We start from the raw sequence: 18,510 nt of genomic DNA, 5'->3' as shown, positions 1-18,510 counted from the left end.
TCTTGCCGTGGTCAACGTGACCAATCGTGCCGATGTTAACGTGCGGTTTGGTACGTTCAAACTTTGCCTTTGCCATGTGTTCAGATGCCCTTCAGCTGACTGCGGGCCTACATGGCCCGGGATTTGATATCGCCGGGCATGTATTGCGGATTGGGCAGGAAATCAAGCGCCGCTGGCAGTCCCCGTGACCGGACCGTAAAGCTGGTTGCGCACCGACTCGGCAAAGCCATCGACGGTCTGGCGATAGTCGCTTTCGGGCGACGGGCTGGTTGCGGCACCGATCACGCCCGGCACGCGCACAAATTCCGAGAACCCGGTGATTTGGGTGGGGGCGATCAACACGTCCCCGGTGGCCGCATCACGCACGCTCAGCACGGCTGTCATCCGGCTGTTGCCCCCAAACGCCGCGGCAGAGCCACGCGAGGTCAGTTGTACGCTGGTCAGCTGGATCAGCAGGTCTGCGGTTTGGGGTCCCGGACGGGCCAGAGACGCCTCAAGTGCTGCCTTCACGTCGGCGGCAACCTGCGCCGGTGGGACGGCGATTTCGCGCCCAGTGACACCGGTGAACGAGGCTACATCAACCGTTACGTCGCGCACCACAAAAGTCTGCGGCGTCCCATCCTGCAGCATCGGCTGCGTACAGGCCGCCACCATGATAAGGACCAGCATCAGGCTCAGACGGCGGATATTCTCTAGCATAGGGGCGGACCTTTTCTGGGGCATGTTGTGAACAAGGATCGTCCCAGCTTAGTTGACCACCGCCGGTTCAGGAAGGGGTCGTGTGAGCGTACCGATAACAGTCCCGTCAACTGGGTCGGGCACGAACCACCCCTCTTCGGCCTGTTGTTTCACAAGGTAGCGCTCAACCGCCTTGGCGGCATTCTGGCTGAGTTGGTCAAGCTGCTCCTGCGCGTTCAGCGTGAACCCCGACCCGATGACCGACCCGGCCCCGAAGGTCTCAAGCACGGTGATCTGCTTGGGTTCATCGTTCAACTTGGCACCTGCCGCGTCATCCCAGACAGTGACATTCAGGATCAGCGCCGACTTTGGTGCCAGCACCAGCGGCACACCCGGTTGGGCCAAAACATAGCCTTCGACCGAGATGCCGAAATGGTAGCGGCTGGCACCCTGATAGCGCCCGAAGCGCTGCGCCATCGCCGCCTTGACGGTTTCGACCAGTTGCTCTTCGCTTGCGTCCCGGCTGAGCGGGCCCTTGGTCGCTTTGCTGGCCACCACGATATTGTGCTCAAGCCGGAAATCCCCGAGGGGCACGGGGGCCTCTTCCAGATCAGCGGCACCGCCACAGGCCCCAAGCAATCCAAGCAGCACAAGGCCGAACATCAGTCGCATCATTCTTGCGCACTCCACAACTCATTCCTGCCCGCAGCGTTACCGCAGGTGTGGCACCGGTGCAATTGCCCGCACCGACCCTCGGCATATATGTGACATAGCCGAGGAGCTTGCCTTCATGCCCGATACCGCCTTACCCAAGCGTCTGCCCGTGCGTGTTTCGCTCGTCAACGAAGAGTGGGGGGTGTTCAAAAGTCTGCAAATGGCGCGCAGCAATGTGTTGCGGATCATCCCCGAGGTCGCAACATCCCAACCCATCGTGTCAGGCAAGACCGGCAAGCGCTGGCACATGATTATGGACCCCGGCGCGATCCGCGCAATGCTGCTGGACCGGCTGGACCAATATCCCAAATCCATCGTCACGAAGAACCTGCTCAGACCCGCGATTGGCGAGTCGCTGTTCATCGCCGAGGGCGCGCATTGGCGCTGGCAACGACGCACGGCGGCCCCTGTGTTCACCCACCGCAACATGATGAACCTGTCGCCGATCATGACATCTGCTGCCGCACGCTGTGGGGATCGGATCGCCGCCGCAGGCCCGCGGGCCGTCAACCTGCTGGATGAGATGGTCACCACCACATTCGATGTGATCGCGGATGTCACCTTTTCGGGGGGCGACACGTTCGATCGCGATACCGTCCACAACGCGATTGAGGATTACATCTCGGAGGCTGGCAAGATTTCCCTGTTCGACGTCTTGGGTGCCCCCGATTGGGTGCCTCGCCCGGGCCGGATCATGTCGGGCAAGGCGATGCGCGACATGAAATCTGTTGCTGACAAGGCAATCGATGCGCGCGTGCAACGTGGCCCCGCGGGTGTACCAGACCTGCTCGATCTCTTGTTGCAGGGCGAGGACCCCAAGTCGGGGCGCAAAATGAACACCGCAGAACTGCGCGACAACCTGTTGACCTTTATCGTGGCAGGGCACGAGACCACCGCGTTGACGCTGGCGTGGTCGATGTACCTGTGCGCCTTCGATCCCGACGTGCAAGAGCGCGCCCGCACAGAGGCGCAATCCGTTCTGCAAGGCCGCGCGGCGACGGGGGACGATGTCGCCAGCCTACCTTTCATCCGCCAGATCATTGACGAGGCGCTACGCCTTTATCCGCCCGCCGGGATCGTGTCGCGCACCGCCATGGCACGTGATGTTCTGTGCGGCCACGAAATCCGACCCGGCGACACCTGCATGATTCCGATCTATGCGCTGCAACGCTCCAAACTGTTGTGGGACGACCCGGATGCGTTTCTTCCCAACAGGTTCGCGGATCGCAAATCCGTGGATCGCTATGCCTATCTGCCTTTTGGAGATGGGCCGCGCATCTGCATCGGGGCGTCCTTTGCGCTGCAAGAGGCGGTGATCATCTTGGCCACACTCCTAAGCCGGTTCAAATTCACACCGGTCGAGGGGCGCGACCCGGATCCAGTGATGATCCTGACGCTGCGCCCACAAGGTGGCGTGTGGCTGACGGCTGAACCTGCCTAGGTGCAGATCTTTTTCAGCGCCGCCCATTCCGCATCATCAAGAATCGGGGTCGTCACGCCCTGGTCACGGGCAAAGGCGCGTGCAGCGGCGGCCCGGTCCACAAGCTCTGGATGCGTGGACAGGTATTCGGGCAAATCGGGCGTGAGACGCTCCAGTTCGGACAGGCTGTCAAAGAAGGTTGCAAAGGCCGTCGCATCCGCCCCCGCCGCGTTCAGCATTTCCAGCGCAAAAACGTCCGCCTCGGCCTCGGCCTCGCGCGTGTAAGACGCGGTGAGCGTATATTCGGCCACGACGACCACCGCAGAGCCGCCCGCGAAATCCCCGAGGATCAACGACAAAAGCCCCGCAGATCCGGCGGCACGCAACGCGTTGCGCGTGGTGTCGCGCGCCTCCACATGGCCGATCTCGTGGGCGAGGACACCGGCCACCTCATCCGGTGTCTTGGCCCGCTCGATCAGGCCGCGCATCAGCACGATCTGGCCACCGGGCGCGGCAAAGGCGTTCACCATCTTGTGGTCGAACACATTGACATTGAGATCGTATTGCAGATCGGCCGCATCGGTGAGCCGGGCAATCATCGCATCAAGCGCGGCGCGCCCCTTGGAGCCGGTGCAGGTCAACCCCTGATCGCCGCGCCCGCCCATAAAGCGTTCCATCTGCTTCACCACGGCCTTGCCATAGGCAACCTCACGTTCGACCGGGATGAATCGGGCCAGCGTGTTGGCCATGGCAGGCAGGATGACAAAGATCATCAGCACCAGGGCCCCAACTGCAAGGCCAGCGCGTTTGGCAATCCGGCCTGTCGTACCCTTGGGGACGTCGACCCGCCCGATATCCGGACACAGGCGGCGCAGGATCGACACCATATCAGGGTCATCCACCGTCAGACGCGCCGTCACGATCAACGCACTGTCAAGCGCCGCATCCGCCTTGAGGGACAATACAAGCTGGTCCTGTCGCGCATGATCCGACAGGGCACGGATCGCGACCAGGGGCCAGTATTGCGAGCCCATAGGCAGTTCGGGATGGCTGAGCTTGAGTGTGTCTGCGGCGGTATCGACCGACAAATCGACACTCAGCCGCTGGCCGGACTCTCCGTCAAAGAACCGGCCAACGGACTGCATCAGATCGCGCCACCCACATCGAGCGCGTCCGCAAACCCTTCGGCGTCGGCCCCCGTGTCAGCCGCGCGCTGGTGAATGGTGTCGAGATGGACGGCATTCAAAACCGTCATGCTTTCGACCGCGTATTTGATCATTGGCTGCGTGATCATCACAAGGGACAAACCACCCGCGATCAGGAACGCAAGTGCATAGGGAATGGCCAGACCCACGAACAAGGCAGGTGACGCCGTACCGGCCATGATCGCGCTCGACATCGAGGCGACGATCCCCGCGATGATGCCAAAGATCACGGCCATCAGCAGACCGATCACAATCGTGCCGACCACGAAAATCTTGATGACTGCACCTGTTTCAAGGTGCGCGTCAAACATCACTCGCTCGTCCAGCACCTTGTTTCGGGTCAGATAGTTGAAGGCATAGACGCGGTAGTAGATCAGCCCGATCAGCAGCCAGATATAGCCAATGACCGCCGCCACACCCGCAATCCCGACCCCTTCGGTGACGATGGCGAAAACCACACCTGCAATGATGATCCCAAGCCCGATAAAGACATGCTTCATGCCTGCATAAAGGTCCTGCCAGCGCCCCATCTGCTCGAAACGAGCGTCGCCGTACCAACTGCGGTCAGCCATGTACTTTTCCAGACGAAACGTCGCGAGCGGGTTTAGAAGGCCCAGAGTAATGATGGTCAGAAAGATGTAACCCAAGGCGCGAAAAGCATAGCCCCACGCCCCTTTTTCCATACCGAACCGGATACCGCGCCAGCGCGTGCGCGCCATCTTGTAGCGCCGCGCGCGGTACTGCGCGAACAACATCAGCGGTAGCACCGCAAGGATCGAAAGGTTGATCGCCACCGCTTGGGCCGCAATCGCCGCCTGGGAGTCGTCTTCGGGAATGATACTGATCCCGATGAAGGCCAGCAGCAACTGGAACAGCCCCAGATAGATCGCAAGGATCACAATGGCGACGAGGAACCCAAGGAATTTCTCAAGCCCGGTGCCCGAGTATTCGAAACTGTCACCATCCCCGCTGGTGGCGGACCAGATGTATTTTCGGATGCGCGTCTTGGCCCAGAACCGGTAAATGCCGAGGGTCAAGATCGTCAGAATTGCCGTTTTGAAATACAACCCGAACAACGGCTTACCGGTCCCGAAATATCTGCCCTGTATTTGCGAACTCATAGTGCCCCACTCCTGCCTGCTTCTTGTTGTGCTCGTTGATATCAATCCCCGGTGAACCGGTTGTCACGGGGGAACCCGCGCGGTGCCATGCGCCCTGCCCCTGCCCGTTTGCCCCGCCATTCGGCCAGATCGGTTTCCGTGCGGGTCCGCCCCGCCGGGTCCAGCCAGCTTAGCCCATCGGCCAGCGTGAACACGGTCGCGTCCGACAACCCGCCGTCCTTGTATTTTTGCAAGCGCACGCCTTTACCTTTGACCATCTCGGGCAGTTCTTCGAGATCAAAGACCAGCACTTTGCGATTCTGCCCCACCACGGCCACGCTATCGCCGTCGGCAGGTGTGCACACCGCGACCGCCGTATCGCCGCGCACCGTCAGCACCTGCTTGCCGCTGCGAGTCTGCGCGATCACCTCGTCCTCAGGCACCACGAAACCATCCCCCGCCGTCGAAGCGACCAGAAGTTTGCGGCCCGGTTTGTGGGTCATGATCGAATGGATCTGCGCCTCATTCGGCAGGTCAACCATCAGGCGCAACGGCTCGCCCATGCCCCGCCCGCCGGGCAGGTTTGAAGCCGACAGCGTGTAAAACCGCCCGTTCGATCCGACCACGACCAGCCGGTCGGTGGTTTCGGCATGAAAGATGAAACGCGGCCCGTCGCCGTCCTTGAATTTCAACTCACGGGTCAGGTCGATATGGCCGGTCATCGCCCTGATCCAACCCATTTCGCTGCAGACGACGGTGATGGGCTCACGGTCGATCATCGCCTCAAGCGGCACATCCTCGACCGTGCCAGCCTCTGCAAAGGTGGTGCGGCGCGCGCCGCCATGCCAGTCCTTGCCGAACTGCTTTTTGGTCAGCTTCAGCTGATCCGTGATCGCGGCCCATTGAACGGTTTCGCTTTCCAGCAAGTCTTCAAGGCCCGCACGCTCTTCCATTAAGGCGGCCTGCTCGCGCAGCAACTCGACCTCTTCCAGACGACGCAACGACCGCAGGCGCATGTTTAGGATCGCTTCGGCCTGCACATCGCTTAGCTCGCCCTCACCCGGACCAGGGCCGACATAGTCCGCCTCGGTCATGGCGCGGGGATGGTCCTTGCTCCAATCCTCGCGCATCAGCGCGGCCTTAGGATCCTCGTCATAGCGGATGATATCGATCACCCGGTCGAGGTTCAGGAAGGCAACAATCAATCCCTCAAGCACCTCAAGGCGGTGGTCGATCTTTTCCATGCGGTGCTGGCTGCGGCGGATCAGCACCTCGCGGCGGAAATCGAGGAAGGCGCGCAGCACCTCCTTCATCGAACAGACCTTGGGCGTGACCCCGTCGATCAGCACGTTGAGGTTCAGCGAAAAGCGCACCTCAAGGTCGGAATTGCGATAAAGCATCCCCATCAGCACGTCCGGGTCGACATTCTTGGACCGCGGTTCGAGGATCAGGCGGATGTCATCGGCGGACTCATCGCGCACATCGCCAAGGATCGGGACTTTCTTGGTCTGGATGACCTCGGCCAGTTTCTCGATCAGCTTGGACTTTTGGACCTGATAGGGGATTTCGGTGACAACGATCTGCCATTGACCACGGCCCAGATCCTCGACCTCGTAGCGACAGCGCAGTCGGAAACCGCCCTTGCCGGTGCGGTAGGCCTGCGCGATCTGGTCGGCGGGTTCGACGATGATGCCACCGGTCGGAAAATCGGGACCGGGCACGAAGTTCAGCAGCGTGTCATCGCGCGCGTCCGGCGTCTTGATCAGATGCAGGCAGGCATCGCACAGCTCGGCGATGTTATGAGGCGGGATGTTGGTGGCCATGCCCACGGCAATCCCGCTCGAACCATTGGCAAGCAGATTGGGAAATTGCGCGGGCAGTACGGCAGGTTCGGTCAGGGTGCCGTCATAGTTCTCGCGAAAATCGACCGCGTTCTCGTTCAGCCCGTCCAGCAGCGCCTCGGCCACTGCTGTCATGCGCGCCTCGGTATAGCGCGAGGCAGCCGGGTTGTCGCCGTCGATATTGCCGAAATTGCCCTGCCCGTCTACGAGCGGATAGCGCACGTTGAAATCCTGCGCGAGACGCGCCATCGCGTCATAGATCGCCGCATCCCCATGGGGGTGATAGTTGCCCATCACATCGCCCGAAATCTTGGCCGATTTGCGGAAACCGCCATTCGAGGCAAGGCGCAATTCCCGCATCGCGAACAGGATGCGCCGGTGAACCGGTTTCAGCCCGTCGCGGGCATCGGGCAGTGCGCGGTGCATGATAGTAGATAATGCATATGTCAGATACCGCTCGCCCAACGCGCGGCGGAGGGGCTCGGATAGGTCCATGTTGGGGGGATTTCCGGTTTCTGACATAGATGGTGTGTAGCCGCCCACATGACGCGGAACAAGCATTGAAGCGGCCCAAACAAAAATCGGGAACCTTTGGAATGCGCATCGCGTTGCACTGACACAACAAAATGCAGTTGGGGGGAAACAGCAGTCCCTTTTACCACTGGCGGGAATCGCCCGCTCTGTTATCGACGTAGTGTGCTACACTGCTGCAAGGTGGCACCAAGAAAGTTTAGTTTGGGGGGACTCGCACGATGGGCAAGTTCATTATTATCAGTTTTGTGTTCATGGGATGGGCCTTTTACGAGATGAGCGGCGGGGCCGACTTTGACCCGATTGAGACGCGTCAGGCACGGATTGAGTTGCCCGCACCCGTGGTCGAGGAAACGCTTGAGCCAGTGCGCGTTGCGGCGGCCCCTGCGGCGACCGAAAACGTGACCCGCGTGTCTCTGAACCTGACATCGGTTGATGATGTGGCACGTCCTGAGCCTGCCGTTGGCAATGCCGAAGTGATCCAAGCCGTTGTCGAGACATCTGCGGACGCGATCAGCGACGAGACCCCGACAATCGTTTTGCCAAGCCTTGTCGGCAATGCAATCTCGATCACACCCGTCGATTTCGACCGCGACGAGACACCTGTCACAGCCGACGTCGATGTGCGCGCTGTCACCGGTAGTCGCGTCAACGTACGCGGTGGCCCCGGAACGGACTTCTCGGTGGTCAACAGCCTTGTGCGCGGCGATGAAGTCGAAATCCTGCAAGATCCCGGCAACGGTTGGGTGCAGTTGCGTCCTATCAATGGCGGCCAGGTGGGCTGGATGGCGGATTTCCTGCTGAGCGAAGGCTGATTGCATCCACGCAGCTCTAGGCTATGACTGCGCCCGTTGATATGACGAGGGCGCAGCGATGTCACAGAAATCCATTCTCATTACGGGCTGTTCATCCGGCATCGGATATGCGGCAGCCACTGGTTTGCGCGATGCAGGCTGGCGGGTGTTCGCGTCCTGTCGCAAGGCCGAAGATTGCGCGCGGCTAAAGAGCGAAGGTTTTGACAGCCCGCTGATAGATTATGCCGACACGGCTTCGATCACCGCCGGTCTCGGCGAGGTGCTGGAACAAACCGGCGGCACGCTGGATGCACTGTTCAACAATGGCGCATTCGGCACGCCCGGCGCGGTTGAGGATTTGCCCACAGACGCCTTGCGCGCCATTTTCGAGGCCAACTTTTTTGGCTGGCACGAGCTGACCCGTGCAGTCATCCCTATCATGCGGGCGCAGGGGCACGGGCGGATCGTTCAATGCTCCTCTGTTCTGGGCTTTGTCACGCTGCCGTGGCGTGGGGCCTATAATGCGACCAAATTCGCGCTTGAGGGGCTGACGGACACATTGCGGGTCGAAATGCGCGACACGCCGATCCACGTGATTCTTATCGAACCCGGCCCTGTCACAAGCAAGATCCGGGCCAATTCGATCCCCCATTTCGAGCGCTGGATTGATTGGAAAGGATCGGTGCGCGTCGAACATTACCGCGCCAAACTGCGCAAGCGGCTTTATGAAGACAGCGGACCAGACACCTTTGAGCTGCCCCCCGGAGCGGTTGTGAAAAAGCTGCGGCACGCCATAGAGTCGCCGCGCCCCCGAGCCCGCTACTTTGTCACGACACCAACCTATGTCATGGCGGCGTTGCGGCGCGTGCTGCCCACGCGGGCGCTCGATTGGGTGCTTTCGCGAGCGTAACCTGATCCCATTGTCGCTTTTTGCGCGCCGGCTGCTATGTCCAGTTGCGACTGTAATCAAAAGGACCACCCAAGATGGCCCAAGACCCCTTGTTCATTCTCATCCTTCTGGCCTGCCTCGCCGTCGTCGTCGTGCTGATGCTGGGCCTTGGCGGGTTCGCCAAAGGGTCGGGTTGGGCCAAAGACAACTCGAACAAGTTGATGCGCTACCGGATTGCGGCACAATTTGTGGCCGTGCTGCTGATCCTGGCCTATGTGGCCCTGAAACAAACCGGAGGATGAGCGGATGGTCGTTCTGAACAAGATTTACACGAAGACCGGCGATGCAGGAGAAACCGCACTTGGGAATGGCGCGCGCGTGGCCAAACACGCGATGCGGGTCACGGCCTATGGTACCTCGGACGAGCTGAACTGCTTTGTCGGTGTGGCGCGCCTCGAGGCGACAGGGGATGTGGATGCAGCCCTCAGTCGAATCCAGAATGACCTGTTCGATCTGGGCGCGGACCTGTGCCGCCCCGACATGGAAAAGGACGCCGAGTCCGAATACCCGCCGCTGCGGATGACAGATGCGCAGGTGACCCGGCTCGAGGCCGAAATCGATGCGATGAATGACGCGCTTGAACCATTGCGCAGCTTTATCCTGCCCGGCGGGTCGGCGTTGTCCGCACATCTGCATGTCTGCCGCACGGTTGCGCGCCGGTCTGAACGGCTGGCCGTGGAACTTGCGACGATGGAAGCGGTCAATTCAGCGGCCGTCAAATACCTGAACCGGCTGAGTGACTGGTTTTTTGTTGCGGCAAGGATTGCGAATGACGGTGGCAAAGCGGATGTGCTTTGGGTTCCGGGGGCGAACCGAACCTGAACCGTCCAGTATCCTGCGGAAATCTTGCGGTATCTTGCTAAAACCTTGCGTCTTGGCACGTTTCGGGCAGTTTTAACCACCGACGCGGCGTCGTTGTGGTGTGACGTGACGATTTTGTCCTGTTTCCGTAACCGCGGGTTAGGTAAACCATGCAGGACCCACTATCTCGGTTAGCGAAGTTGAGTCGTAAATTTTTTGACCGGTCCCTGACGGGTTGCAAATATGAAGAGAGGAACGCTCATGAAGGTGCTTGTGCCTGTCAAACGCGTGATCGATTACAACGTGAAGGTGCGCGTTAAAGCGGACGGTTCCGGTGTTGATCTCGCCAATGTGAAAATGTCGATGAACCCGTTTGACGAAATCGCCGTCGAACAGGCAATCCGCCTCAAAGAGGCCGGTCAGGCCGAGGAAATCATCGCAGTCTCCGTCGGTGTAAAACAGGCGCAGGAAACCTTGCGCACCGCACTCGCCATGGGCGCAGACCGCGCCATTCTGGTGATTGCAGCCGATGACGTGCATACCGACATCGAACCGCTGGCCGTCGCCAAGATCCTAAAAGGGGTCATCGACGAAGAACAGCCGGGCCTCGTGCTATGCGGCAAACAGGCCATCGACAACGACATGAACGCCACGGGTCAGATGCTGGCCGCCCTCATGGGGTGGAGCCAGGCCACCTTCGCCTCTGAAGTTGAGATCGCTGGTGACAAGGCCAAAGTTACACGGGAAGTCGATGGCGGTTTGCAGACCATCGAGGTCAATATGCCCACCGTCGTGACGGTTGACCTGCGCCTGAACGAGCCGCGTTATGCGTCGCTGCCCAACATCATGAAAGCCAAGAAAAAGCCGCTGGATGAAAAGACAGCTGCCGATTACGGCGTCGATGTCGCACCTCGTCTTGAAGTCGTGAAAACAACTGAGCCAGAGGCACGCGCCGCCGGGATCAAGGTAAGCTCTGTCGAAGAGCTTGTAGCGAAACTTAAAGAAGCGGGGGCTGTGTAATGGCTGTACTTCTTCTGGCAGAAATCAATGACGGCGAACTGGCCATGGACGCCACAGCCAAGGCTGTGACCGCATGCGCCGCACTGGGTGACGTGGTCGTGCTGGCCGCGGGTGCCACCTGTGCCTCCGCCGCCGCCGAAGCTGCGACAATCACCGGTGTCTCCAAGGTGCTGTGTGCCGAGGATGCGCTCTATGGCAAACGTCTGGCGGAGCCGGTTGCAGATCTGATCGTCTCGCTTGCGGGTGATTACGAGCACATCGTCGCTCCTGCGACCACCGACGCCAAGAACGTGATGCCTCGCGTGGCCGCGCTGCTCGACGCGATGGTGATTTCGGACGCAACGGCTGTGATCGACGCCAACACGTTCGAACGCCCCATCTATGCGGGCAATGCGATCCAGACGGTAAAGTCAGGCGATGGCAAGAAGGTCATCACCTTCCGCACGTCCACCTTTGACGCAGCCGAAACCGGCGGGTCAGCATCGGTCGAAAACATCGGTACGGCGGCGGATCCCGGTCTGTCATCCTGGGTCGAAGACAAGGTCGCCGCCTCGGATCGTCCCGAACTGACATCGGCCGGTGTGGTCGTATCAGGTGGGCGCGGCGTCGGGTCTGAAGACGACTTTGCGCTGATCGAAAAGCTGGCGGACAAGCTGGGCGCAGCCGTAGGCGCCTCGCGCGCCGCGGTCGACTCGGGCTATGCCCCCAACGACTGGCAAGTCGGCCAGACGGGCAAGGTTGTGGCCCCCGACTTGTACGTCGCGGTCGGCATTTCCGGTGCGATCCAGCACCTTGCCGGCATGAAAGACAGCAAAGTCATCGTCGCCATCAACAAAGACGAAGAAGCGCCGATCTTCCAGGTGGCCGATTACGGGCTGGTCGCAGACCTGTTCGACGCCGTGCCGGACCTGATCGAAAAGCTCTGATCGCGCTACACGCAATTGAAAAGGCCCGCATGCACGTCGCATGCGGGCCTTTTTCATTTCAGGTCATAGACTTGAGCAAAGGGGCCAGCGTATCCGCGATATCACGGTGCATCTGCGGGCCCAGCATCATCTTTGCGGCCGGGGCCTCCAGTTCCGAAAACACCATGCCATCAGTGTGCGCCTCAGCATCCTTTGAGGCGGTTACGACCTCGGCATACTTGGTCGCCAGCGGGATTACCGCATCAATCATGTCGCGCGTGACAAAGGCCGGGTCCGCGTCGATATCGGTGCCAATCTCTTCGGGCGTATGCGTGCTGGCCCACAGCAGGATCGTTTTGCCCGTGATCTGGCTAAGGACAAGGCGCATCCGCGCTGTCCACGCCGCGCGCAATTCATCCAGCACCGCCTCGAACCGGTCGGGTGACACAAGGTTCAGGCGTTGCAGCATGTGGTTGGTAAAGTTGAATTCGGCAAAGTCCACGTCCCGATAAATCGCGCGCAGCAAGGCGGATGCCTCGACAAAGCGGTCGTTGCGGCGCGGATGCACCCGGTAGAACCTGTTGGACATGTTGCGCGGGCTGGTGATCTGGATCACGGTCGCGCGCGCCTGTACCGCCATTTCGCGCACCACAGGATCGCCTGCGATCACATCCAGCCCCCCATTGAGGCTGCCGAAATTCACGCATGTGAGCCCGGTCTGGGCCTCGACAATGTCAGGAAAGGGCGTCGGGATGAACTTACCATACGTGGTCGTCCCTCCCAAAAACGCGACAAACGGTTTGTTCAAGGACCGCCTCGGCCCCCGAAACAGGACTTTGGAATTGCCATAACGGCACGGCAAGTAATCCAAGCCACCCGGACTCAATGCTTCGAAACTCATAACGACCCACTCGTTTAATATTTTACCCACGCTCAACTTCGCACAGGCGTGTTTCCAAAAGCCTAACGAAACATGACCACTTTATGACATTGGTAACACTTGCCCCCCATCGCGCCCCGCCCCTATGGTGCAGAAGCTGTCAGAAAGGATCACCATGGACATCAAATCGGTCGGGATTGTGGGCGCGGGTCAGATGGGCAACGGAATTGCGCATGTGATGTCCCTGGCAGGCTACGACGTGTTGCTCAATGACGTCTCGGGCGACGCGTTGAAAGCCGCGGTTGCCACGATTGATCGCAATCTCGAACGTCAGGTGAGCCGCGACAAAATCAGCGCCGACGAAAAAGCTGCCGCGATGGCCTGCATCAAAACAACGCCGACACTGACCGATTTGGGCCGGACAGACCTTATTATTGAGGCCGCAACCGAACGCGAGACCGTCAAACAGGCCATTTTCGAAGACTTGCTGCCTCACCTGCAACCCCACACGATCCTGACATCGAACACGTCTTCGATCTCGATCACGCGGCTGGCAAGCCGGACGGACCGACCCGAAAAATTCATGGGATTCCACTTCATGAACCCGGTGCCAGTGATGCAACTGGTGGAGCTGATCCGGGGCATCGCGACGGATGCAGAGACGTTTGATGCCTGCCGCGCGGTGGTCGACAAGCTGGGTAAAACCGCCGCGACAGCCGAGGACTTTCCGGCCTTCATCGTTAATCGCATCTTAATGCCGATGATCAACGAGGCGGTCTACACGCTCTATGAAGGGGTCGGATCTGTTCAATCCATCGACTCCTCGATGAAGTTGGGGGCGAACCATCCAATGGGCCCTCTGGAGCTGGCGGACTTTATCGGTTTGGACACATGCCTTGCGATCATGAACGTCCTGCATGACGGCTTGGCGGACACCAAATATCGCCCCTGCCCGCTGCTGACCAAATATGTCGAGGCGGGGTGGCTGGGTCGCAAGTCTGAACGTGGGTTCTATGACTATCGCGGGGACGTACCCGTCCCGACGCGCTAGGCCTCAGTCGGTCAGCGCCAGCGTGTGATCACGCAGCCACGCCATGAACCCGCGCGGATCGTCTTTCCACTTGTCCACGTCTTCTTGCGGCAGCGGGTGTCCAACGATGGGTCCTTGCGGCTTGTTCAGCGAATGCACGATCTCGTGCAGCAACAAACCCTGGCGCAGCATGGGCGACAGTTTGTTGGCGATCTGGTAGGCGCGACTGTTTTGTCCCGGGAACTTCATCGGCACAACCGTCGCGCCCGACCGGCGGATCAACTGTGCGGTGAACACGTTCCACTCGGCCTCGACGGCAGGGCCGAAGAACGTCTCGGACGCGGCAACGCCACCTGACGGAAACAAGGCCACAACGCCACCCGCCTTTAGATGGGCCATCGCCTTGGCGCGCATTTCGACACCTTTGCGCTGCGCGTCCGGTTCGTGAGGGAACGGCACGGGGATCATGAAACTGCCCGCCACCTCATCGATGGCCGTCAGCAGGGATCGGGTCAGAATGCGATAGTCGGGGCGTACCCGGCCAATCAGATCGGCAAAGATCATGCCGTCCACCATGCCGTGCGGGTGGTTGGCCACCACGATCACGGGCCCCTCTTTGGGGATCCGGTCCAATTGGTATTGCGGTGTCGTCAGATTGATGCCCATGACATCTAGGGCCGCACGCCAGAACGCCTGCCCTTGCGGGGCCCCTTGGCGCTCGAACTTTCGGATCAGGCGCAGAATGGTGAGCTTGCCGGTGAAGGCCTCCATCACCGTGATAAACGCAGCCTTCCAAGGGTCCTGAAAGGTGGACGCATATGACAGGCTGCGCCGGTCATATTTGGCAAAGCTGACCGTTTCCGGTTTCGCCATCTTCGCCATGTTTTGCGTGCTTTCGACCAATGGATCGTCACCCTTTTTTGACGTGCCGGGCCCAACACAACTGGCTCAGCTCTCTTCTCCGAACTTGTCAGCCACGAGGGCTGTCACAGCCTCGGCCAACGCATCCGCGTCCGGCCCCGAGGTTTCAACGTCAATAAAACTTCCCATGGGCGCTGCCAACATCAAAAGACCCATAATGCTGTCGCCTGATGCAGACATGCCATCCTTGTTCACGACGGCGCGTGCGTCAAAGGCTTCGACCACCTCAACCAGCTTGGCAGAGGCGCGCGCGTGCAAGCCCTTGATATTGACGATTTCCAGTGTGCATTGGGCCATGGATTATGTGTCCGCGCTTACATTTTGGCTGTCGATATATTTCTTGCCCGCGTCGAGCGCCATCCTCACCGCGTCTGTCACATCCAAGTGGCGACTTTTAGCGAGTTTGATCAGCATCGGCAGGTTTGCACCATAAAGGATGCGCCGGTTTTGCGGACGGCAGGCCAGCAGGCTCAGGTTTGAGGGCGATCCGCCAAACAGATCCGTGACGACCACGACCCCGCCGCCGTTGTCGACCTCGTTGGCGGCTGCGCAGATCTCGTCCTCTTTGGCCTGGCGGTTGTGATCCGCCTCGATCGTGATGGCGCGCACGCCCGGTTGGGCACCGACGACATGCTCGATGGCGCGCAGATACTCCGCGGCCAATCCCCCATGTGCTACGATGACAATTCCGATCACGTCGATGCCTCGTCCCGTTTGCGGCGATCCAGTTCCCGATGGCGAATAGACACCTGCCAGTCCGCCTCTGCAAGGGCTGCCGCCAAGGTTTCCGCCAAGGCAACCGAGCGGTGTTGCCCCCCGGTGCAGCCCAAAGCGACCGATAGATGTGACTTGCCCTCGTCCAGATAAGCGGGCAACAGCCACAGGACCATGTCCTGCAGGCGCTGCGCAAACAGGGGCGCACGCGGGTCCGTCCAGATATGGTCCCGCACCGCCGGGTCCTGCCCGTTCAGGGCGCGCAAAGCGGGTTCCCAATACGGATTCTTCAGGAAACGGCAGTCAAAGACCATGTCGACGGACCGTGGCAGCCCACGTTTGTAACTGAAACTTTGAACGGAAACAGCGAGTTGGCTGTGCCCGCCGGGTGAAAACCAATGCTCGACCTCCGCCCGCAGTTGATGGACGTTCAACGCCGTCGTATCGATCAGCACATCGGCGCGTGCACGCAACGGGCCAAGCAGATCCAGCTCGCGTTGAATGCCCACCTCGACCCGGTCGTCTGGCGCGAGCGGGTGACGCCGCCGCGTTTCGGAAAATCGCTGCAGCAGGACGCCGGTGTCGCAATCCAGATACAACAGCTCCGGTACAAGCCCATCCACTGCGGCGATCTGGCCCATCGCGTCCATAATGGCGGTGATCGAGAAATCCCGGTTGCGCGTGTCGATCCCAAGGGCCAGCGGCTTGTCCGTCAGCGGGTTGTCCAGCAGCGGACGGATCAGGCGCAGTGGCAGATTGTCAATCGCCTCATAGCCGAGATCTTCGAGCACCCGGATCGCACTGGATCGGCCAGCCCCCGATGGGCCGGTGACCAGCACCAAGCGGCGCGCGATTTTGTTGGTTTGTGTCATGACGGCTCTCTTCTTCCGCCTTTGACATATTGCAGGATCGCCGCAGGCCAAGCGTCCGTCTCGGCTTTGTGTAAACAAGGTATTGTACAGCCGAGTATTTCGATCTCATGCGCGTATGGCAGGCGGTTTGTTTCGGTCTGATCAAGGTCGATCACAAGGCGGATGGTCGCCTCGACCGCCTCTGCATTCAGCAACCCAATGCCGCGCGCCTCGATCAATCCCCGGATCGATGTGGGCGCGCTGGCGCGGAGTGTTCCCTGATCAACGCGCAACTCCGTCCGATCATCCGAAATCAGCTGCGCACCAAGTGCCATCAACTGTAAGGCAAGGCTGGACTTTCCGGTGCCCGAAGCCCCGCAGATCAGAACTCCCTGACCCTGAATTGCGACCGATGTGGCATGCAATCGTGTGTGCATGCGCGCCGGGAATTATACGGGCAGACCCACGACAAAGCGGGCACCCAAAGGTTCAGAGGTGATATCGGCATCTGTAGGGCGAATGTTTTCAGCCCAGATCACCCCGCCATGCGCCTCGACGATCTGTTTCGAGATTGCCAAACCAAGGCCCGAGTTGTTGCCAAAATGCTCGTCAGGACGTTGCGAATAGAACCGTTTGAAGATCTTGGTCAGGGCTTGGTCGGGGATACCGGGGCCCGTGTCTTCGACCACCACCAGCACACGGTTCTCGCGCTTGCGGGCCCAAATGCGGATCGCATCACCTTCCTCGCAAAAGGAGATCGCGTTGGTGATGAGGTTCACGAACACCTGGGCCAATCGCGCTTCAAGCCCTTGCACTTCGATACCTTGTGCAGGCAGATCGGCAATGAATTCGACGCCCTTACTGCGCGCGTCCTCGCCCAGATATTGGCCCAGATTTCCAAGCATGGTCAGAAGGTTAAAGGGTTCTTCTTCTTCCTTCACCAGCTCACTGTCGAGGCGCGATGCGTTCGAAATGTCACTGACCAGACGGTCAAGGCGACGGACGTCGTGGTCGATCACATCCAGCAGCTTTTCGCGCTGGTCCTCACGCTTGATCATACGCAGGGTTCCGACAGCAGATCGCAGGGACGCCAGCGGGTTTTTGATTTCATGTGCCACGTCGGCGGCGAATTGTTCGTTGCCGTCGATCCGGTTGTAGAGGGCCGCGATCATGCCACGCAGCGCACCGGAAAGGCGGCCGATTTCGTCCGGGCGCGCGGTCAGGTCAGGGATGCGGATGCGTCCAGGATTAACCTTGCGGGCGTTTTTGTCACGCCCAAGCTCAGCGGCTGCTGCCAAATCGGCGAGCGGGTTGGCGATGGTCGAGGCGAGCACAAGGCTCAGGCCAATCGACACCAGAGTGGCGATCACGAACATCTGCAACACGCGCTCGCGCTCACTGCGCACCATCGCATCGATTTCGCCGGACGCGCTGGTCAACGCCACAACACCCACGGCCGCGCCGTCCTGCTGAATGGGGGTCACGACGCTGAAAATCGCACCGCCCGCAACGTCCAACGCATCACTGACCTTGGTTTCTCCAGCAAGGCTTTGGGCAACAAGCGGGCGCAATTGATCTTCGATTTCAGGCGTTTCGGCAGCGCCTGATCTGGCAAATGGTCCTGATACGAGGTTCCAGACCCAGCTCAGACCGTCCGTCAGGATCGCCATGTCTCCCGATCCGGCATTGGGTTGGTCGGTCCGTAATGTGCCTTGGCTTTGCGCGATCAACGCCTCGGTCGGGTCAAAGACGTAGACGGTGTGCCCATCGCGCAGGTCGAGCGCGCCAAGGGTTGCGGCGACATCCACGCCATCGCCCGTCGCAAGGTTTACCGGCGCGCCTGCAGGCAGCTGTGCCTCGAACACGTCGGCCACCAACTCGGCTTGCGCCACCAGTGCCGCGATACGCTGCACCGCCAGACTGTCACGGGTCGAGTTCAGATACAGAATGCCCGCGACCAACACGTTCAGTGCGATCAGGTTGAAGGTGATGATCTTGCGCGCCAAGGGTGAGCCGCGCAGCGAGAAGAGGCCCCGCCGCGCACGATCGTCACGCAACTCGGACGAGGCTGCGGTTTCTGGTGCAACCCAGTCTTCGCCCAACACGACGTCGCCGTCGCGTGATGGTAGCGTGCTCATGTCTCGCACGGATGTCCC

At 60.3% G+C, this 18,510-nt stretch carries 20 protein-coding genes; 8 read left to right on the top strand and 12 right to left on the bottom strand.

All coding sequences use genetic code 11. The features are described 5' to 3' along the window. Positions 1 to 162: 162 nt before the first annotated feature. Both Q0908_RS19405 and Q0908_RS19400 read right to left on the bottom strand, forming a co-directional pair. A complete protein-coding gene (locus tag Q0908_RS19405; protein WP_299288642.1) occupies positions 163 to 699 on the bottom strand; it encodes a hypothetical protein in 537 nt (178 codons plus the stop codon). A gap of 48 nt (positions 700 to 747) precedes the next feature. Next, complete coding sequence (locus Q0908_RS19400; RefSeq protein ID WP_299288639.1) at positions 748 to 1,353, bottom strand: hypothetical protein; 606 nt, start codon at positions 1,351 to 1,353, stop codon at positions 748 to 750. A gap of 115 nt (positions 1,354 to 1,468) precedes the next feature. On the opposite strand from Q0908_RS19400, the gene Q0908_RS19395 reads away from it, so the two are divergent. Further along, on the top strand, positions 1,469 to 2,833 hold the full coding sequence (locus Q0908_RS19395) for a cytochrome P450 (protein ID WP_299288636.1): 1,365 nt from the start codon (positions 1,469 to 1,471) through the stop codon (positions 2,831 to 2,833). Here Q0908_RS19395 and Q0908_RS19390 read toward each other — a convergent pair. Genes Q0908_RS19390 through Q0908_RS19380 form a run of 3 tightly spaced genes read right to left on the bottom strand, consistent with a single transcriptional unit; the run spans position 2,830 to position 7,480 of the window. Continuing rightward, the gene (locus Q0908_RS19390; RefSeq protein WP_299288633.1) at positions 2,830 to 3,957 is read right to left on the bottom strand and encodes a M48 family metallopeptidase; all 1,128 of its coding nucleotides are present in this window, start codon (positions 3,955 to 3,957) and stop codon (positions 2,830 to 2,832) included. The two genes, Q0908_RS19395 and Q0908_RS19390, sit on opposite strands and share 4 nt — an antisense overlap. Beyond that, positions 3,957 to 5,138 (bottom strand): DUF898 family protein, encoded by a 1,182-nt coding sequence (locus Q0908_RS19385; protein ID WP_299288630.1) that lies wholly within the window; start codon positions 5,136 to 5,138, stop codon positions 3,957 to 3,959. The genes Q0908_RS19390 and Q0908_RS19385 overlap by 1 nt, the downstream gene beginning before the upstream one ends. A gap of 41 nt (positions 5,139 to 5,179) precedes the next feature. Continuing rightward, positions 5,180 to 7,480 (bottom strand): DNA topoisomerase IV subunit A, encoded by a 2,301-nt coding sequence (locus Q0908_RS19380; protein WP_299288647.1) that lies wholly within the window; start codon positions 7,478 to 7,480, stop codon positions 5,180 to 5,182. Positions 7,481 to 7,710: 230 nt separating this feature from the next. Here Q0908_RS19380 and Q0908_RS19375 point away from each other — a divergent pair, with 230 nt between their 5' ends. From Q0908_RS19375 to Q0908_RS19350, 6 genes are all read left to right on the top strand, one after another. Further along, a complete protein-coding gene (locus Q0908_RS19375; RefSeq protein ID WP_299288627.1) occupies positions 7,711 to 8,304 on the top strand; it encodes an SH3 domain-containing protein in 594 nt (197 codons plus the stop codon). Between the two features lie 58 nt (positions 8,305 to 8,362). Beyond that, positions 8,363 to 9,193: an SDR family NAD(P)-dependent oxidoreductase gene (locus Q0908_RS19370; RefSeq protein ID WP_299288624.1), complete on the top strand. Its 831-nt coding sequence runs from the start codon at positions 8,363 to 8,365 to the stop codon at positions 9,191 to 9,193. 74 nt (positions 9,194 to 9,267) lie between these two features. After that, positions 9,268 to 9,474, top strand: coding sequence for a twin transmembrane helix small protein (locus tag Q0908_RS19365; RefSeq protein ID WP_299288621.1), 207 nt, complete (start codon positions 9,268 to 9,270; stop codon positions 9,472 to 9,474). A gap of 4 nt (positions 9,475 to 9,478) precedes the next feature. Next, complete coding sequence (locus Q0908_RS19360; RefSeq protein WP_299288618.1) at positions 9,479 to 10,054, top strand: cob(I)yrinic acid a,c-diamide adenosyltransferase; 576 nt, start codon at positions 9,479 to 9,481, stop codon at positions 10,052 to 10,054. A 240-nt stretch (positions 10,055 to 10,294) separates the two neighbouring features. Next, positions 10,295 to 11,053, top strand: coding sequence for an electron transfer flavoprotein subunit beta/FixA family protein (locus Q0908_RS19355; RefSeq protein ID WP_299288615.1), 759 nt, complete (start codon positions 10,295 to 10,297; stop codon positions 11,051 to 11,053). After that, positions 11,053 to 11,979 (top strand): FAD-binding protein, encoded by a 927-nt coding sequence (locus tag Q0908_RS19350; protein ID WP_299288610.1) that lies wholly within the window; start codon positions 11,053 to 11,055, stop codon positions 11,977 to 11,979. Before Q0908_RS19355 ends, Q0908_RS19350 begins: the two co-directional genes overlap by 1 nt. Before the next feature lie 58 nt (positions 11,980 to 12,037). Here Q0908_RS19350 and Q0908_RS19345 read toward each other — a convergent pair whose 3' ends face one another. Further along, positions 12,038 to 12,859, bottom strand: a complete 822-nt coding sequence (locus Q0908_RS19345) for a DUF6473 family protein (protein WP_299288607.1) — start codon at positions 12,857 to 12,859, stop codon at positions 12,038 to 12,040. Positions 12,860 to 13,013: 154 nt separating this feature from the next. Here Q0908_RS19345 and Q0908_RS19340 point away from each other — a divergent pair, with 154 nt between their 5' ends. Further along, complete coding sequence (locus Q0908_RS19340) at positions 13,014 to 13,889, top strand: 3-hydroxybutyryl-CoA dehydrogenase (RefSeq protein WP_299288604.1); 876 nt, start codon at positions 13,014 to 13,016, stop codon at positions 13,887 to 13,889. 3 nt (positions 13,890 to 13,892) lie between these two features. Here Q0908_RS19340 and Q0908_RS19335 read toward each other — a convergent pair whose 3' ends face one another. From Q0908_RS19335 to Q0908_RS19310, 6 genes are all read right to left on the bottom strand, one after another. Next, positions 13,893 to 14,750 (bottom strand): lysophospholipid acyltransferase family protein, encoded by an 858-nt coding sequence (locus Q0908_RS19335; protein ID WP_299288601.1) that lies wholly within the window; start codon positions 14,748 to 14,750, stop codon positions 13,893 to 13,895. Between the two features lie 66 nt (positions 14,751 to 14,816). Continuing rightward, positions 14,817 to 15,086: an HPr family phosphocarrier protein gene (locus Q0908_RS19330; protein ID WP_299288598.1), complete on the bottom strand. Its 270-nt coding sequence runs from the start codon at positions 15,084 to 15,086 to the stop codon at positions 14,817 to 14,819. Positions 15,087 to 15,089: 3 nt separating this feature from the next. Continuing rightward, positions 15,090 to 15,485, bottom strand: a complete 396-nt coding sequence (locus tag Q0908_RS19325) for a PTS fructose transporter subunit IIA (protein ID WP_299288594.1) — start codon at positions 15,483 to 15,485, stop codon at positions 15,090 to 15,092. Next, positions 15,482 to 16,375, bottom strand: a complete 894-nt coding sequence (gene rapZ, locus Q0908_RS19320; RefSeq protein ID WP_299288591.1) for an RNase adapter RapZ — start codon at positions 16,373 to 16,375, stop codon at positions 15,482 to 15,484. Before rapZ ends, Q0908_RS19325 begins: the two co-directional genes overlap by 4 nt. Continuing rightward, positions 16,372 to 16,791 (bottom strand): hypothetical protein, encoded by a 420-nt coding sequence (locus Q0908_RS19315; RefSeq protein WP_299288585.1) that lies wholly within the window; start codon positions 16,789 to 16,791, stop codon positions 16,372 to 16,374. Before Q0908_RS19315 ends, rapZ begins: the two co-directional genes overlap by 4 nt. A 12-nt stretch (positions 16,792 to 16,803) precedes the next feature. Next, positions 16,804 to 18,492 carry a sensor histidine kinase gene (locus tag Q0908_RS19310; protein ID WP_299288644.1) on the bottom strand — a complete coding sequence of 563 codons (1,689 nt, stop codon included), beginning with the start codon at positions 18,490 to 18,492 and terminating at the stop codon, positions 16,804 to 16,806. Between the last annotated feature and the right edge of the window lie 18 nt (positions 18,493 to 18,510).

Origin of the sequence: uncultured Tateyamaria sp., assembly GCF_947494755.1 — a bacterium.
Lineage (GTDB): Bacteria > Pseudomonadota > Alphaproteobacteria > Rhodobacterales > Rhodobacteraceae > Tateyamaria.
Note: the sequence above shows the minus strand (reverse complement) of the source record. Positions and strands in the feature narration are given on the sequence as shown.